This is a genomic window from Staphylococcus equorum (assembly GCF_029024965.1).
Lineage (GTDB): Bacteria > Bacillota > Bacilli > Staphylococcales > Staphylococcaceae > Staphylococcus > Staphylococcus equorum.
On record NZ_CP118982.1, the window covers coordinates 1,684,769 to 1,703,085 of the forward strand.

17 protein-coding genes are annotated in these 18,317 nt (G+C 34.2%); 2 read left to right on the top strand and 15 right to left on the bottom strand.

Going from position 1 to position 18,317, the window contains the following annotated elements:
- The first annotated feature begins 208 nt into the window (after window positions 1-208).
- The gene (locus PYW44_RS08130; RefSeq protein ID WP_021338721.1) at window positions 209-1,768 is read left to right on the top strand and encodes a M4 family metallopeptidase; all 1,560 of its coding nucleotides are present in this window, start codon (window positions 209-211) and stop codon (window positions 1,766-1,768) included.
- A 512-nt stretch (window positions 1,769-2,280) separates the two neighbouring features.
- Here the strand turns inward: PYW44_RS08130 and recG are convergent.
- From recG to PYW44_RS08155, 5 genes are all read right to left on the bottom strand, one after another.
- A complete protein-coding gene (gene recG, locus PYW44_RS08135) occupies window positions 2,281-4,326 on the bottom strand; it encodes an ATP-dependent DNA helicase RecG (protein ID WP_021338720.1) in 2,046 nt (681 codons plus the stop codon).
- A gap of 2 nt (window positions 4,327-4,328) precedes the next feature.
- Window positions 4,329-5,198, bottom strand: coding sequence for an L-serine ammonia-lyase, iron-sulfur-dependent, subunit alpha (gene sdaAA, locus PYW44_RS08140; protein ID WP_002507890.1), 870 nt, complete (start codon window positions 5,196-5,198; stop codon window positions 4,329-4,331).
- 13 nt (window positions 5,199-5,211) lie between these two features.
- Entirely contained in the window at window positions 5,212-5,877 is a 666-nt protein-coding gene (gene sdaAB, locus PYW44_RS08145; RefSeq protein WP_002507891.1) for an L-serine ammonia-lyase, iron-sulfur-dependent subunit beta, read from the bottom strand.
- A 500-nt stretch (window positions 5,878-6,377) separates the two neighbouring features.
- Window positions 6,378-8,030, bottom strand: a complete 1,653-nt coding sequence (fakA, locus tag PYW44_RS08150) for a fatty acid kinase catalytic subunit FakA (RefSeq protein ID WP_002507892.1) — start codon at window positions 8,028-8,030, stop codon at window positions 6,378-6,380.
- A 14-nt stretch (window positions 8,031-8,044) separates the two neighbouring features.
- A complete protein-coding gene (locus PYW44_RS08155; protein WP_021338719.1) occupies window positions 8,045-8,416 on the bottom strand; it encodes an Asp23/Gls24 family envelope stress response protein in 372 nt (123 codons plus the stop codon).
- A 251-nt stretch (window positions 8,417-8,667) separates the two neighbouring features.
- Here PYW44_RS08155 and rpmB point away from each other — a divergent pair, with 251 nt between their 5' ends.
- On the top strand, window positions 8,668-8,856 hold the full coding sequence (gene rpmB / locus PYW44_RS08160) for a 50S ribosomal protein L28 (RefSeq protein WP_002507894.1): 189 nt from the start codon (window positions 8,668-8,670) through the stop codon (window positions 8,854-8,856).
- A 106-nt stretch (window positions 8,857-8,962) separates the two neighbouring features.
- Here the strand turns inward: rpmB and PYW44_RS08165 are convergent, their stop codons facing one another.
- From PYW44_RS08165 to PYW44_RS08210, 10 genes are all read right to left on the bottom strand, one after another.
- Entirely contained in the window at window positions 8,963-9,598 is a 636-nt protein-coding gene (locus PYW44_RS08165; RefSeq protein WP_046465278.1) for a thiamine diphosphokinase, read from the bottom strand.
- Window positions 9,599-9,603: 5 nt separating this feature from the next.
- Entirely contained in the window at window positions 9,604-10,248 is a 645-nt protein-coding gene (gene rpe, locus PYW44_RS08170; RefSeq protein ID WP_021338717.1) for a ribulose-phosphate 3-epimerase, read from the bottom strand.
- Window positions 10,249-11,124 (bottom strand): ribosome small subunit-dependent GTPase A, encoded by an 876-nt coding sequence (gene rsgA / locus PYW44_RS08175; protein ID WP_021338716.1) that lies wholly within the window; start codon window positions 11,122-11,124, stop codon window positions 10,249-10,251. It lies immediately after the preceding gene.
- A 193-nt stretch (window positions 11,125-11,317) separates the two neighbouring features.
- Window positions 11,318-11,653, bottom strand: coding sequence for a hypothetical protein (locus PYW44_RS08180; protein WP_142711454.1), 336 nt, complete (start codon window positions 11,651-11,653; stop codon window positions 11,318-11,320).
- Window positions 11,654-11,689: 36 nt separating this feature from the next.
- Entirely contained in the window at window positions 11,690-13,738 is a 2,049-nt protein-coding gene (pknB, locus tag PYW44_RS08185; RefSeq protein ID WP_021338714.1) for a Stk1 family PASTA domain-containing Ser/Thr kinase, read from the bottom strand.
- Window positions 13,735-14,478 carry a Stp1/IreP family PP2C-type Ser/Thr phosphatase gene (locus PYW44_RS08190; RefSeq protein ID WP_021338713.1) on the bottom strand — a complete coding sequence of 248 codons (744 nt, stop codon included), beginning with the start codon at window positions 14,476-14,478 and terminating at the stop codon, window positions 13,735-13,737. The genes pknB and PYW44_RS08190 overlap by 4 nt, the downstream gene beginning before the upstream one ends.
- A 4-nt stretch (window positions 14,479-14,482) precedes the next feature.
- Complete coding sequence (gene rlmN, locus PYW44_RS08195) at window positions 14,483-15,577, bottom strand: dual-specificity RNA methyltransferase RlmN (protein WP_002512298.1); 1,095 nt, start codon at window positions 15,575-15,577, stop codon at window positions 14,483-14,485.
- 3 nt (window positions 15,578-15,580) lie between these two features.
- On the bottom strand, window positions 15,581-16,888 hold the full coding sequence (gene rsmB / locus PYW44_RS08200; RefSeq protein ID WP_230621995.1) for a 16S rRNA (cytosine(967)-C(5))-methyltransferase RsmB: 1,308 nt from the start codon (window positions 16,886-16,888) through the stop codon (window positions 15,581-15,583).
- A gap of 2 nt (window positions 16,889-16,890) precedes the next feature.
- Entirely contained in the window at window positions 16,891-17,823 is a 933-nt protein-coding gene (fmt, locus tag PYW44_RS08205) for a methionyl-tRNA formyltransferase (RefSeq protein ID WP_031265888.1), read from the bottom strand.
- Window positions 17,816-18,304 carry a peptide deformylase gene (locus PYW44_RS08210; protein WP_056935551.1) on the bottom strand — a complete coding sequence of 163 codons (489 nt, stop codon included), beginning with the start codon at window positions 18,302-18,304 and terminating at the stop codon, window positions 17,816-17,818. Before PYW44_RS08210 ends, fmt begins: the two co-directional genes overlap by 8 nt.
- Window positions 18,305-18,317 lie beyond the last annotated feature (13 nt).

Below are 18,317 nucleotides of genomic sequence, written 5' to 3' on the forward strand. Positions count from 1 at the left end.
AATATAAGAAATATTATAACGTTTAAATCGATTTCCAAGGGGGTTAATTATCAAAATAAATACAAACACTAATCATTCTATATAAATATTTATTAAGATATTGAATTAAATAAAATTGAAATGTATAATTTGAATTGTTTTAAAGGTGTATTATATTTATTTTTCAAAAATTATTCCATTAATTGGATAATTTATTTAGGAGGATCTAATGAAAAAAGTATTATCAACTACATTACTGTCATGTTCATTATTAGCCTTTACTACAAGCTATGCTCATGCACAAGAAAGTAATAGTATTAAACCTGAAAGTTTAGAATCATCAAATACCCCTACGATTAATAATAATGCAGATGTAGAACAATTTTTACAAAATAATGCACAATCTCTTGTTAATCAATCATCCAAGACCAAGCAAGAAACTATAAATAAAGAAGCTTTCAAACAATACAACGTAATAGATAAGCAACAAGATAAAACTGGTGTCACACATTACGCATTGAAACCAAAGGTAAACGACGTTACATCAGAAGGCACAACAATTAAAGTACATGTCAATAATAAAGGTAATGTAACATTAATAAATGGTAATGTAGATAAACCATACATAAAGGTAGAGAATGAAGCTAAATTATCTTCTGCTAACGCTGAAAATAAAGCTTTTGAAGCTATAGGTAAAGCAAAGTCTGATGTAAAAAATATAAAAAGCTATCCTGTAGTCAGTAAAAATAACCTTGATATAAATAGTGATAAACAAAGACTTGTTTATGATATCGAACTTAATTACATTTCCCCTAAAGCAGCACATTGGAAAATTCAAGTTGACGCTACTACTGGTGAAATATTAACAAAACAAAACGTTATCAAAAATGCAACAACTGAAGGTAAAGGAACAGGCGTTAATGGAGATGAAAAACAACCTTTAAGCGTTACAAAAGCAAATGGTTCATATTCATTACTCGATACTTCTCAAGATGCAGTTATAGAAACTAAAACTGCAAATGAGACCACAAATGCCTATTCACCTATTACAAATGACAGCAATAATTTCAATAAAGAAGATCAGCGCGCTGGTGTAGACGCTCATTACTACGCAAAAGAAGTCTATAACTATTTCCTCAATAAACATGATAGAAACAGTTATGATAATAACGGCGGTGACATTGATTCGGTAGTCCATTATGACAAAAGCTTTAATAACGCTGCTTGGACCGGTCAGTATATGATTTATGGTGACGGAGACGGCCAGACGTTTAAAGCATTGTCAGGTGCGAATGATATCGTCGCCCATGAGCTCACGCATGCAGTAACAGAACGAACTGCTGGTTTAGAGTATAGTCATCAGTCGGGTGCATTAAACGAATCTTTCTCTGACGTTTTTGGTTATTTTGTTGATTCAGACGATTGGTTACTAGGTGAAGATGTATATACACCAAATAAAGATGGCGATGCATTAAGAAGTTTAAAAAATCCAGAACAGTATAACCAACCTGCCCATATGAATCAATATTTACAAGGTAGCCAAGATAGTGGTGGGGTTCATACCAATAGTGGCATTCCTAACAAAGCTGCATACCTAACAATTAATGCAATTGGCCAAGAAAAAGCTGAACAAATTTATTATTTAGCACTCACACAGTACTTAACACCAAACGCCCAATTTTCTGATGCAAAAGCATCATTAAAAGAAGCTTCTAACCACCTTTATGGTACGAATAGCGAAACATCTAAAGCAATTGAAAAAGCTTGGACTGACGTAGGTGTTAATTAAAACACTAGCAAACATTATACATTCTCGTTTCAGCGGGAGCTGGGACATAAATATCCCATTCTCAAATTTATAGCACTAATCTATTAATTTATAATAGATTAGTGCTTTTCTATTTAAAAGCGCGTGCCTTCCTAGGGTATCGGACTCGGACAGAAATCTAATTTTTCTAACAAGGTCTCATCGTATGAACCAGCCCAGCAAAGCCCCCTAGAAAATGGAATACAAGAGCTGAAGCTATTGCATAAGCACTACTTATCTTCATAAATGAAGTAGTAGTGCTTTAAAAACTTAGTATAAAGGCATTTTCAGTTCAGTCATCTACCGCCAATATAACAATAAATGCTGAGAGATTATTTACTTTACTCACCAACCGTTAAAAGTCTATAGCCAAAATAAAACACTTTCGTATAAATTCATTTTAGTATGAATTCAACGAAAGTGTTTTTATTTTATTCCCACAATTTGGGATTAGTTCATAATAGCACTTGTTTTGTTATTTTGTGCCTTCTTTATTAATCAAAACTCATATATAATAAGTTTTCTTCTACAAATGTTCTCAACATTTGATATTGTGATTCGAAAAAGACACCAGACTGAATTAATTCAGCCGCTTCATCTCTTGCTACTTCTAACATTTTATAATCTTCAACAACATTTGCGACTAAGAAGTCAGGCAAACCACTTTGTTTCACACCAAAGAAATCACCTGGACCCCTCATTTCTAAATCACGTTCACTTAATTCAAAACCATCTGTCGTTTGCGTCATAATATTCATTCGTTCAATACCCGTTTCTGTTTTCGGTGAAGCAATGAGTACACAATAACTTTGCTCTTCACTTCTACCTACACGCCCTCTTAATTGATGTAATGTAGATAAACCGAAACGATCAGCATCATAAATCATCATGAACGTTGCATTAGGTACGTTAACCCCTACTTCTACAACGGTAGTTGATACTAAAACGTCTATTTCGTGATTACTAAATTGCTGCATTACTCTATCTTTTTCTTCTGAATGCAACTTACCATGTAGTAGTCCTACTTTTTCAGAACCATAATATATCTGTAGCGATTCATATAACTCAACAACGTTCTGTACGTCTTCTAAATGCTCAGAACTTTCAATTAGAGGACAAATTACATATGCCTGCCTACCTTTTTTTAATTCCGAAGTCATTTGATTGAGTACACTTTCATAGGCTTCATGTTTGGACCATGAAGTAATAATCGGCTTTCTGCCTTTTGGTAATTGTTTAATGGATGACACATCCATTTCTCCAAAAACGGATATAGCTAATGTTCGTGGAATGGGTGTAGCAGTCATGAAGAGGACGTTAGTCATCGCACCTTTTTCTCTCAACAATTGACGTTGATTCACACCAAAACGATGTTGCTCATCTGTAATCACTAAACCAACATTATTAAATACTACATCATCTTGTATTAAGGCGTGTGTGCCGATAATACAATCAATTTCATTATTTTGTAGTTGTTCTAACAACAGCTTTCTCTTTTTACCTTTCACTGAACCTGTAAGTAACGCCACATTCATCCTGTCACCGAAAATTTCAACTAAACTTTCTGCATGCTGTTCCGCTAATATTTCAGTAGGCACCATCAATGCTGATTGAAATCCCGCAGTTTTCAGTGCATACATACAGATTGCTGCTACGACAGTTTTACCTGAACCTACGTCACCTTGTAAGAGACGATGCATTCTTATTGGTGCTTTCAAGTCTCTGAATATTTCATTTACACTATGTTTTTGCGCATCAGTGAGTTCAAAAGGAAGACTATCAATGAAATATTTCACTAAATTGATATTATAATCTACTTCAATCGCTTCATCTGATGTTTTTTCTAAGCGGTTTAACCATTGCATTCGTAATTCAAACATAAATAATTCTGTAAAAGCATACGTTCTACGTGCTTTTAACAAAGATGACTTATCTGTCGCAAAATGCAACGCCTTAATCGTATTCTCTAATGACTCTAATTTATATTTTTGTCTCAATTCATCAGAGAGCCATTCATGTATTGTGACTTCTCCCAATGATTGTCGAATCATATCTCTCAATGGTTTTTGTTTAATGCCTTCTTTAACACGATAAACAGGTTCAAATTGTGAGTTTTGAGACTCTTGTTGATTGAAGAACATCCTACTGCCATTTATCTCTTGCTTACTTCTATTCCATTTACCTTTTACCGTAACCGTACCATGCAATTCAATTTTCTTTTTTAAATAAGGTTGGTTGAAAAAAGTGCATTTTACAGCAATATTATTGACCATGATATGTACGGTTAACTTAGATTTATTACGACCAAAAAAAGCGACAGTAGGTGTCGAATATACTTCTCCTACCACTGTCACTGTCGCTTGATCTTCGGCCGTATTCAAGTCAATTACTGTATTATCTTCGTAACGGGTTGGTAAATATAAAATTAAATCCTCAACAGTATGGATATTTAATTCATTTAATACGGACAACCTTTTTGGCCCCAGTCCTTTTATCTGTGATAAAGGAAAAGGACTATCTATTAAATTGACTTTTGACATTTTTAATCACCAAATATTTCTTGTTTTAGACGCTGACCTGTTGGTGTACCAGCTAAACCTCCACGACCAGTTTCACGCAATGCTGATGGCATTGTTTGGCCGATCTTGTACATTGCTTCAATCACTTCATCTGTAGGGATTCTTGAAGTTACACCTGCTAAAGCCATATCAGCAGAGACAATTGCGTTTGATGCGCCTGCAGCATTTCTCTTCACGCAAGGCACTTCGACTAAGCCAGCTACTGGGTCACATACTAAACCTAGCATATTCTTCAAACAAATTGCAAAAGCTTCAGCCGATTGTTGTGGTGTTCCGCCAGCAAGTTCCACGGTTGCACCAGCTGCCATCGCTGCAGCAGAACCAACTTCTGCCTGACAACCGCCTGCCGCACCTGAAATTGATGCATTGTTGGCAACTACAAAACCAAATGCTCCTGAGGTAAGTAAAAAGTTCAGCATATCTTTTCTAGTAGGTTCAAGGCGTGGTTTGAGTCCAAATAATACGCCTGGTACTACACCTGCAGATCCGGCAGTAGGAGTTGCACAAATTTTACCCATTGCTGCGTTGACTTCGTTTGTCGCAACTGCTTTACTCACTGCATCCAATAAAGTTGGGCCAGATAATGATTTACCTGTCTTCAAATAATTTTTGATTAACACAGCATCTCCACCAGTTAATCCGGTAGTTGAAGTTACCCCTTCTAAACCTTCATCAAGTGCATTTTCCATCGTTTGTAAGTTTTTATCCATACCGGCATAAATATCAGCTTCAGATAAGCCAGTAACTTCCATTTCTTGCTCGAGCATGATTTCATGAATTTTTTTATTTTCTGTTTCGCATTTTTCTACTAATTCTTTCACACTTTTAAACATGCGTTACCCTCCATTAGGCGTCGCCCATGAGTGAAACTGTCACTACACCTTCGACGTTTTTAATTTTATCTATAATCTCATCTGTCACAGATTCATCTAACTCACAAGTCATTAATGCTTGGTCGCCCTTTTCTTTTCTAGAAACTTGCATACTACCAACATTAATACTAGAATCACCTAAAATATTTGCTACACGACCAATTGTGCCGAAAGTATCTTTATGAAAAACAAGCAGTGCTGGATAATTACCGCTAATCGCAATATTAAATCCATTAATCGCAACTACCTCTATTTTGCCGCCACCTATAGAAACACCTTCAACAGAAATTTCTTTATCCGCATCTCTCATATTAATAATAGCAGTGTTAGGATGTGATCTTTCTTCAGCCATTTCTATAAAATTCACTTTCATTCCCATTTGCTCAGCCGTTTCTAAGCTTGTTTGTATACGGTCATCATCTGTATCATAACCTAGTAAACCACCAACAAGTGCTACATCTGTACCATGTCCTTTGTATGTTTCCATAAACGAACCGTAAAGATAGATATCAGCTTGTTTTGGCAATTGATTAAACAAATCTTTTGCTACTAATCCAATTCTTACTGCACCAGCAGTATGAGATGAAGACGGCCCCACCATTGTAGGTCCTATAATATCGAAAACTGTTTTATATTTCATAATTATACCCCACTCTTATTTTTAATGTTTCTAATGTAATGCGCTTACATTTATATGCATGCAACTCATTATAACAATTAAGCTAGACATTATAAACCAATACTGGTTGCATTATCCTTATTTAAAACAAGAATATTGTTGTAGAAGGTTTAAATAAATAAAAATGTTTCCATTTAATTTAATTATACAAATTTTTTCATACGATAAAATAATTGCTATCAAAAATTTTATCCTTAGTAGACTAACTCTATATTTTTTAGTTTCTGAATTTTTCATCTAAGACGCCTGTCATAATGCGAATTATCCAGTATGAGTCAATGACTATAAACTGAGGTCATGCCCTAGATAAGCGAGGATGAAATTTAGAATGAAGCTGTAGTTATACCAACGTAAAGCGTACATAAAAAAATTGCCAACAAAGCTTTTAGACCTTGTCGACAACTTAAAATAGCTTCCTAAAATGGAAGCTATCCTTATATACAAGTGTTCAATAAATATATTTATTCTACAGAGAAAAGATACTGATATACAGGTTGTTGGCCATCATGTTGATCTAATTCAATTTCTGGATAAGATGTTTCAAGCCAAGTTTCAATATCCGAAGTCAATGATGCATTTGCATCTTCACCGACAATCATCGTAATGATTTCACTATCATCTTGAATCATTTCAGACAATAAACCTTTAACAGTTTCAAATTCATTTTCGTTACTCGTAACGATTTTATCTTCAACTAAGCCCATAAATGCGTCTTTTTTAATTTCAACGCCATCAATTTTTGTATCTCTTACAGCATATGTCACTGAACCTGACGTCACTGCTTCAAGTGATTCAACCATACGTGTTTTGTTAACTTCAAGAGCATCTGATTCATCATAATTAAAGAGTGCAGCAATGCCTTGTGGTATTGATTTAGTTGGGATAACTACAGCTTCAGCACCTACGATATCTGCAGCCTGTTCGCTAGCCATCATAATATTTTTATTATTTGGTAAAATAATTGCGCGTTTACATTGTGACTGCTCAATTACTTTAACAATATCTTCAGTTGATGGATTCATTGTTTGACCACCGCTAATCATATGTGTTGCACCCATTGATTTGAACAATTCAGATATACCATCTCCCATTGAAATAGCAATAACTGCTGTTTCAACTGTTTCAGGTGTTTGAGCATCACTTTGACTTACTTGTTCTTTTTTTACAACTTCTCGGTGTTGTTCACGCATGTTTTCTACTTTTAATTTAATAAGTTCTCCATACTGTTGACCATAATTAAACACATCACCTGGTTTTTCACTATGTACATGCACTTTAACGATTTCGTCATCGTTTATGACTAATAATGAGTCACCATATGTACTCATATCTTCTCTAAACGTTTGTTCGTCAAATACTTTTTTATTTTTACCGAAACGAACCATCATTTCTGTACAATAACCGTAAACGATATCTTCAGTATTAATTACACCATGAAAATCATGTTCTTCATTAACTAAAGAATCTTTATCTAATTTGGCTGTTTCAGCACTTACCGTTTCACCTTTTAACGCTTTAAGGAAGCCAGCATAAACGACAACTAAACCTTTACCACCGCTATCTACTACGCCCACTTCTTTTAATACAGGCAATAAATTAGGTGTATTTTCGAGTGAGATTTCTGCTTCTTCTAAAATATATGTCATCAATTCGATACAATCTTCAGTTTCTTCTACTTTGCGCATAGCAGCATCTGCAGCATCTCTAGCTACGGTTAATATCGTACCTTCCACAGGCTTCATAATTGCTTTATATGCAGTTTCTACGCCAGCTTTGAAACTTTCTGCTAATTGTTGTGCATTGATTTCATCATACGCTTCTAAATTTTTACTGAATCCTCTAAATAGTTGTGATAAGATGACCCCAGAGTTCCCTCTAGCGCCCATTAACAAACCTTTTGAATATGTTTTTCCTAGTTCACCGATATGCTGCGACAAGTTTTCTTCTACTGATTCTCTTCCAGATGTCATCGTTAAATTCATGTTTGTCCCTGTATCTCCATCTGGTACTGGATACACGTTTAATGAATCAACCAAGTCTGCATGATTTGATAAATTTTGTGCCCCTTGTATAATCATTTCGGCAAATAATTTACCATTAATTTTGCTAACCATTCCGTATTGTCCTCCTAGTTCTTAGTGCCATTATTAACTCGAACACCTTGTACAAATATATTTATTGAATTTACTTTTACTTTTAATGTTTGCTCTAATGTATATTTTATTGTTGACTGTAAATTGCTTGCTACTTCAGATATCTTAGTACCATAACTTACAATGATATACATATCAACATCTATAACGCCATTGCCTTCTCTTACAACAATACCTTTAGAATAATTTTCATGCCCTAATATTTCAGCAATTCCATCTCTTACTTGTTGTCTAGAAGCCATTCCTACAATCCCATAACATTCTACTGCTTTGCTACCCACAACTGAAGCTATTACTTCGTTTGAAATGTCTATACTACCATAATCATTTGTGATTTCTAATGTCATTTAAATTGGGCCTCCTAGTTTATGGTTGTTTAATTAACTATAAAATTAACAAATAATATAATTTATCTAATTAAGCAAATTTTTACATTTATCCACAGTTTATAATTATACCATAATTTGATTTTAACAAAAGTAGAATCTATGTAAATAGAAAAATTCATTCTTCTTATTTACATCTAATTTTATTTGTGGTACATTATTCAAGTATGTAGTAGATGCGTGTATTTATATTTATTAAAGGAGGTACTTTCATGGGCAAACAATGTTTCGTAACAGGTCGTAAAGCTTCAACTGGAAACAATCGTTCTCACGCTTTAAATTCTTCTAAAAGAAGATGGAATGCTAACCTTCAAAAAGTTAGAATTCTTGTAGACGGAAAACCAAAAAGAGTTTGGGTTTCTGCACGTGCTTTAAAATCTGGTAAAGTAACTAGAGTTTAATAAATATAATGCACGAAAAGACCAGTCCTTATGTGGAGGAATGGTCTTTTTTTATGCGCTCATTTAAATTAACTCATAAACATAAGCGTTATTATGTTATTGGATTTTAGTCTTTACTTCTCACCATTAATACGTTGCCTTCAGTAATATTCACATCACCTTCTGTTTGGTTAAGTTCGTTGGAAATCGTAAGCGTAGATCCTAGTTTAAGTTGTTCCTTTTCTAGATTATATTTAAAATTATTTAACGAGATAACCGTAGGATAAGTGACTGGAATAAATGAGATATAACGGTAGTTGTCATTTTTCTGAATCGTATATGACCCTGTTTTTAAAAATTGAATTTCATTATTCACATCAATAAGTTTAATGACAATATTTTGCTCTGTATATTCTGGTTTTTCTAAAATTTGTAACGCGCCCATAAAATGATCTAATCGACCACCTGTAGCACCATAAACACAAATCTCTTTATAACCATTGGTCACTGCTTGATCAATACCTAAAGCTAGGTCTGTATCATTTTTTTCCGAATTAAATGGATTAATGTCAATTCGTTTTTCAACAAATGCTTTTTCCTCACTTGTAATTGAGTCAAAATCACCTACAGCAAATCGAGGTATTATCCCTGCTTCTATCAAAAGTAACGCTCCTCGATCAACCCCAATCCAATGCTCATCTGTTTCTGTCTTTAATAAACCTTCAGGCAAATTTCTATTGCCACACAATAAATTCACTTTCATTAGCTTCAGCCTTTCAATGTTTTCGTTACTTCTTTGTAATCATCATGTTTAAAGAAATATGACCCCGCAACTAACATTGTAGCACCATGGTTTATAACAGTTTCAACAGTCTCATTGTTAATACCACCATCTACTTCGATTTCAAATTCTAAGTTCAATTCATCTTTGATTTTTGATAGTTGATCTAATTTTACAACAGTATCATTAATAAATGATTGACCCCCAAAACCAGGATTCACCGTCATCACTAATACAAAATCCACCATTTTTATCACTGGTAAGATTGCATCTACGGGTGTGCCAGGATTGATTACAACACCTGCTTTTACATTTTCATTCTTTATTTGTTCTATTACTCTATGAATATGTGGTGTTGCTTCTACGTGCACTGAGATCATATCAGCCCCGTAGTCGGCAAATAATTCGACATATTTTTCTGGTTTTTCAATCATTAAATGAACATCAATTGGCAGTCGTGTACCTTTACGCACTGCTTCAAGTATTGGTAAACCAATCGAAATATTTGGCACGAATTGACCATCCATAACATCAAAGTGTACACCGTCTACACCTGCTTCTTCTAATGCTGTTAATTCTTCTTGTAATTTTAAAAAATCAGTTGATAATAATGATGGATAAAGTTTTGCCATTTAATATCTTTCCTTTCTATTTGCAATTTCGTTAAAGAGTTGTAAGTAATGGTCATATCTGAATTGTGCAATGTTTCCATTTTCCAACTCATTTTTCACATTACATTTTGGTTCATTAATATGATTACAATCTCTAAATTTACACTTTTCGCCGTATTCATTAATCTCCATAAAGTAATTTTTTAATTCGTCTTTTTGGATATGTGTAAAATCTAACGCACTAAACCCAGGCGTATCTGCTATATAACCATGGCTTCGTTCAAAAAGCTCTATATGTGTTGTAGTATGACGACCGCGGTTAAGTGCTTTTGAAATATGTTGCGTTTCAATATTCAGTTCTGGAAAATATTTATTTAATAGTGTTGATTTACCGACACCAGATTGACCGCTTAATACAGCAAGTCCTTCCCCCCAAGCAGCAAAAACAGGTTCAATATCATCATCGATACTAATGAATTGTGTTTTATAGCCCATATTTTCATAAATATTTAACAATTGTGTAACTTTTTGCTGCGTTTCAACTGAGGCTAAATCTCTTTTAGTTATGAGAATACGCGGGCGCATATGATACGAATGCGCAATGACTAAAAATCTATCTAGTAATTGCGTTGAAAAATCAGGTTCTACTGCACTCATTACTAATATAAGATGATCCACGTTACTAACAAGTGGCCTTTTTAATTCATTTTTTCTATCATGAACGTATTGAATATATCCTTCTGTTATATTTTCAACTTCGAAATCAACTACATCACCAACGATTGGTGAAAATTTATTTTTTCTGAATAAACCGCGTGGTTTCGTATCGTACATTTCACCTTCTACATCTACACGATAAACGCCACTTAATGATTTTATAATGCGTCCTGTCTTCACTTAGACACCTCTCTTTAAAAACTATTATCTTATATATTATAGCAAAGCCTTTTTAATTTAAATATGATTTAAGACTATTTCGTATAAAAATCAGCATAAACCATCTTACTATTCTTATATAAACAATAAAACCTATAAAATAAAACACCATTTCAACAGACTTTATATCAGTTGAAATGGTGTTCACTTATGTTTATTTGACTCTAAGATAAATTAGCAACACTAAACTCTCTTTGTTCGTTAAGTGCCAGTTCAGATCGCAAGCTTTGGCTTGCATTAGCAACACTAAACTCTCTTTGTTCGTTAAGTGCCAGTTCAGATCGCAAGCTTTGGCTTGCATAAGCAACACTAAACTCTCTTCGTTCGTTAAGTGCAAGCTCGGATCGCAAGCTTTGGCTTGCATAAGCAACACTAAACTCTCTTCGTTCGTTAAGTGCAAGCTCGGATCGCAAGCTTTGGCTTGCATAAGCAACACTAAACTCTCTTCGTTCGTTAAGTGCAAGCTCGGATCGCAAGCTTTGGCTTGCATAAGCAACACTAAACTCTCTTCGTTCGTTAAGTGTTGCTAAAAATCATAAGGGATATCTTTATCAGCAACGATCTTATCATCAACTCGAATGGTATATCCTGCTGTCTCACCTTTTTGAATTGTCATTGGGATTTTTACTGTTTTATTTTCTTTTATCTTGTACGTCTGTGAAGGTGAATCGCCTTCGTCATCTTTATCTCTTACATAAACTTTGACTTCTTGGCTCTCATCATCATCACCTGTATACTGTACTTGATATGTCTCTGTATACGTTTTGTCTAGTTCATCATCTTTAGACTTATCTTCATCTTTTTTATCAGAATCTTCTTTATCCTTGTCTTTGTCTTCATCTTTTTCCTCAGGTGCTCCTTTAGAAACTGTGAATCCAATAGTTGAACCTTCATCAACTTCTTCACCTTTTGGTGATTGGCTGATAACGTGATCTTTCTTAACTTTGTCGTCGTCTTGTTCTTCATTAACCACAACTTTAAAGCCTTTAGCTTCTAACTCTGATTTAGCTGTTTTAAAGGATTTGTTTTCATAATCTTCGACATAAACTTGTTTTGTACCTAATGATTCAGTTAATTCGATATTACTATCATTCACTTCAACTTTATCGCCAGGTGATACGTTTTGTCCTTCGATTAATCCTTTAGCTACATTTTGGTTCGTATACGCTTGTTTTACTTTAGCGTCTTTAATGCCTAAGTCTTTCAACTTATCCATCGCTTCTGCTTTAGGGATACCATAAAGACTAGGCATTTCTGCTAATTTAGGCCCTTTAGATAAAACGATATCCACCTTACTATTCTGTTCTAAACGCTCACCTTTTTTAGGTGTTGTTTTAATGATTTTATTTTCAGAGTATTTATCACTATACTCACGAGAAATATCACCAAGTTCTAATTTATTATCTTTTAATATCGTTTCTGCTTCTTTTTCAGTTTTACCAGATAAGTCAGGCGTCTCTAAATACTTACTCCCAAACATTCCCATAGCCATAAAACCAAATAAGCCAAATAATAAAAGAATAATTACAATAGCGTAGAAAAACTTCTTTTTCTTTGAACGTTGTTTCGTTGGCACTGCATATATATGCTCTTCACTAGATTGGAATTTTTGTTGATTCACAATAGGGATTTGCATCGTTTCTTTAATATTTTTATGTTGATTTTCTGATTGTGTTTGATTAGCAATTTCTTCTTTATTTATAGGCACTGTTTTAGTGTTCGCATCATCTGACAGATATTTTGCTTCATACTCTCTACTTTTTGACAATGCACTATCAAGATCTTCTTGCATATCTTTAACAGTTTCATAACGTTCAGATCTATCTTTTTCAGTTGCTTTTAGCACAACATTACTTATAGCTTGTGGCACATCTGATCGATGCTCCGTAACATTGGGCATCGGGTCTTGTATATGCTTAATTGCAATACTTACTGCGGTTTCTCCTGAAAATGGAGGCTTACCAACAAGCATTTCATACAATACTACACCGATGGAATAGATATCAGTTCCATTATCTGTAGACTTTCCTCGTGCTTGTTCTGGAGATAGATACTGTACTGTACCTAACACATGATTCGTTTCGGTCATTGTTGTTTCACTTAACGCTTTAGCTATACCAAAATCTAATATTTTTAAAGTTTTATCCTTTTCCACCAAAATATTTTGAGGTTTGATATCACGGTGAACAATTTTAGTATCATGCGCATGCTTGATACCATCGATAATTTGTCTCGTGAAATTCAACACAGTTTCAATATCTAATGGATGATTTTCTTGAATGTATTCTGATAATGTTGGACCTTTTATGTATTCCATCACTAAAAAGAAGTTCTCTTCATTTTCTGTGACATCAAATACACTAACAATATTGTCGTGTGAAAGTTGAGTTAAGTTATGTACTTCGCGCTCGAAACGTTTAATTGTTTCTTCTTTTTCACCCGAGGGAATTCTAATTGCTTTAATTGCAACTTGTCGGTTGAGTATCGAGTCTTCAGCAAGATAGACAGTACTCATACCACCGCCACCAAGTTTTTTAATCACTTCATAGCGTTCATTTATTAATTTGCCTATCATACTTTATCACCTTCAATCTCAGCCAAAATTAAACTTACATTATCATTCGTATCTTGCGATAATGCAAGTTCTATTAAATTTTGTCCATGTGTTTCTAATTCATTGTCTTGAATTAATACTTCTTGAATCATATGATTACGAACAAAATCAGTTAGACCATCAGAATTCAACATTAAAAAATCATAAAAATTCGTTTTTTTCACAAAAATATCTGGCGTAACTAATTTATCCGTACCCATCACTTTCGTAATAATATTGCGTTGTGGGTGCGTAAATGCTTCTTCAGCGCTAATTTGGCCGATCATCATAAGATGATTCACGAATGAGTGGTCGTTGGTAATTTGTTCAATATCTCTACTATTCACTAAATACGCACGTGAATCTCCAATATTTGCAACAACTACATAATTATCAAATACTAATGCACAAACACAAGTCGTACCCATACCTTGGTATTTTGGATTTTCTACTGACAATTGATATAATTCACGGTTAATCGCTTTTAGTGTTGTTCTCAACCAATCTTCAGCTTGATCTGCCTCGATGAGATTTTCTTCTTCAAATCGACTTTGCAGTTCATTGGTTACAAATTGGCTCGCGACTTCACCTGCAAGATGTCCACCCATACCATCACAAAGCACTAATAACTGTTGCTCTGTTTGATTATAAAATACGCCACCTGCATCTTCATTCTTATCACGATATTGACCCGTGTCAGTAAAAAATTGTGCTTTTAGCATGTCTCTACCTCGTTTCTACTTTTCGTTCCTTCGCTCTTAATTGACCACACGCAGCATCTATATCTGCACCTTGTTCTCGTCTAATTGTTGCATTAATACCTAAACGTTTTAATTCTTTTTCAAATTTAAATATGTCTTCTTTAGGCGTCTTAACGTAATTTCGTTCTGGTACGTGGTTAACAGGAATTAAATTAACATGACAATTTAAGTTTTGAATTAAATGAGCTAATTCTCTAGCATGTTCAAGTTGATCATTAACGCCACCAAACAATCCATACTCAAACGTAATACGTCTATTTGTTGTTTCTTGATAATAATTAATAGCTTCCATTAATTTTTCAACGTTGTATGCTCTGTTAATAGGCATTAATCTAGAACGTATTTCATCATTTGCACCGTGTAAACTCACAGCAAAATTAATTTGAATGTCTTCGTCTGCGAAATCATATATACGTGGAATAATACCTGAAGTTGATACCGTAATATGACGGGCACCAATATTCAACCCATTATCGTTATTGACAATTTTTAAGAAATCCATCATTTCATCATAGTTCTCAAACGGTTCACCAATACCCATGATAACAATTTGTGATACGCGTTCTTCTGATTCATCTAGTGCTTTTTGAACAGTAAGTACTTGCGATACTATTTCACCCGCTTCTAGATTACGTTTCAACCCACCTAATGTAGATGCACAGAACGTACAACCAATACGACAACCTACTTGTGTCGTAACACATACTGAATTCCCATATTCATGTCTCATTAGAACTGTTTCAATTGTATAGCCATCTTGTAGTTCAAATAAAAATTTGATTGTACCGTCTCGGCTCTCTTGTTTAACGACTGTCGTCATAGTTGTCATTGTAAAACTTTCTTTTAAAACTTCTCTAAGTTCCTTAGATAAATTCAGCATTTCGTCGATGCTATCTACACGTTTTTCATAAAGCCATTCAAAAATTTGTTTCGCTCTGAATTTTTGCTGACCATTTTGTATCAACCAATCTTGCATCTCGTCATATCTAATTGAATAAATGGACTGCTTTTCAAAATTGGGAAGAAACTTATTCTTTTTCTTCTTTTCTTCAGTAATCATAATTTAATTTTCCTTTCTTCTAATCCTAGTAATGAAAAAGCCATCAGAGTTGAAATCTTGAGGTAGTACTTGCATCGTTTTCACTTTTTCTCCAGTAATCGGGTGTTCAAATGTGTCAAACTCAAAATCTTTATTATCTTTTAAAAATGTATATACTACATTCTCATTTTCTAATTGTTCAATTGTGCATGTAGAATAAATTAACGTGCCACCTGGTTTTAAATTATCTTTCACATTATTTAAAATTTCCAATTGAATTTCGACTAATGATTGAATCGATTGTTGCGATTGTTCATATTTAATTTCAGGTTTGTGTCTTAGGACACCTAAGCCACTACATGGTGCATCAACTAAAATCTTATCATACACTTTACCATATTTTTCAGTAGCGTCGTGTTCAAAAGCAGAAATGTTAGACAATCGTAATTTTTTAATATTGAAATCTATCAAATCTATCTTATGTTCATAGATATCAGTTGCATCAATATGGCCTGTGCCGTTTAATACTTCTGCAATATGGCACGCTTTTCCACCTGGCGCACTACATGCATCTAATACTTCGTCGCCGTCAGTTAATCCCATTAATTCCGCAACGAACATAGAACTTTTATCTTGGATAGAAACTAAACCATCTTTGAACATACGTGATTCGATAATTGGTTTGCCACTGATATGCAAACACGTATCAATTTCGTTATCTTGTTCCACGATGTAATCATCTTCAACTAATCTTCTAATTGCATCTTCAATTGAAATCCTTGTTAAATTCACACGTACAGTTGTCGCTACTTTTGTTAAAAATGATTCCGCGATTGCTTCAGTTTTTTCAATACCAAAGTGTGTCGACCAATGATCTACTAACCATTTTGGCAAACTGTATTCGATAGCGATTCTTTTTTTATCATCAGTGATTTCAGTGAAGTCTGGCAAGTCACTGCGCATAATATTACGTAATATACCATTCACTACGTTACCGTTATGCGGTCCACCCTTACGTTTAGCAATTTCTACTGCTTCGTTAATAATCGCATGTTCAGGAACCTTGTCTAAATAAACATATTGATAAATACTCATCCATAATAATTGTCTTACCCAACCTTTGAGCTTTGTTTGAACGAAAGGTTTTAGTAGGTAATCCAGTGAAAATTTTCTTTTTAATGTGCCATAAACGAGTTCAGTAAATAATCCTTTATCTGCACGATTTAATTCATTATTAGATAAAACATCATTAATGATGATATTGCTATAAGCCTTGTCATTAATGATGTCTTGTAAAGTTTCAAACGCTAACTGTCGTACATTCGTGTCTATTGTCATAATAATACCTTCCCAACGAGTGACGTTTGCACTCCACTTAAGTAATTTGCAGCAAGCATTCGTTTTTTACCTGCAACTTGTATGTCTGTTAAAGCAATAGCATCTTTAGAACCCGTTGCCACGATGATTGCTTTTTTAGTTGTTTCTATAATCGTACCTGGTTTTCCCGTTTTATCTTTTTCAATTCTAGATGCATATATTTTTAAATTTCCGTCATCCATCACCGTGTAAGCAACAGGCCATGGTGATAAGCCGCGAATATGGTTATATATCTGTTCTGCTGATAGTGTCCAATCAATTTTCTCGTCTTCACGATTAATATTAGAGGCAAATGTCGCTTCACTTTCATTTTGAACAACACTGTCATTGGTGCCATCTATTATAGAGGGCAACGTTTCTTTCAGTAAGTTTGCACCTAAAAAACTCAATTTCTCGTGCATCGAACCTACATCATCTTGCTGTTCTATCTCGATAGCGCGTTGAGATATAATATCACCCGCATCTAATTTTTTAACCATATACATAATAGATATACCTGTTTCCTTTTCACCATCAATAATTGCTTGATGAATTGGAGCGCCACCTCTATATTTAGGTAATAATGATGCGTGGACATTAATCGCACCCAGTTTAGGTGATGCTAATAATGATTCTGGTAATAATTGTCCAAAAGCTGCTGTGACGATTAGGTCTGCATTTAAATCAATAAGTACTTTTAAATCTTCTGATTGTGCTAATTTTTCTGGCTGGTAGACCGCAATGTCATGTTCTACTGCCACTTTTTTTACTGGTGGTGGTGTGAGTGTACGCTTTCTACCAACTGGTCTATCTGGTTGCGTTACAACTGCAATTACATCATGTTCAGCAATTAGCATTTCTAAAACTTTAGTTGAAAAATCAGGTGTCCCCATAAATATAATTTTACTCATTGTCAAAATACGCCTCCATTTCAGCTTCACTTAAAAATTTACTTACGCGCTCAGTAAATAACTTACCTTCAAAATGGTCAATCATATGTAATATCATACGTGCAATATCATCATATGCAGTCATTTCAACCTCATTACCATTTTTATCATTACTTTTAACAACGATCATTTTGCTTCTGGTCACTTCACCATATACGTTAGGTATACTAATAGAGCCTTCTAAATCTGTAACTTTCTCATTAGATTCGCTTATTAATTGAGGATTAATCAGTTGTAACAAGCCATCTACTTCCATATCTATAATCGCTACTTTTTGCGATATACCAATTTGTGGTGCACATATAGCGGATGCACCTACATCATACATTGTATCTTCTAAATCGAGTAACAACTCCGCTAATTGAGCGTCAAATAAAGTAACATCAGGTATTGATCTTTTTAGAATTGGGTGTTGACTCGTAACAAGCTGTTTAATTGTCATCATAATTCTCCTC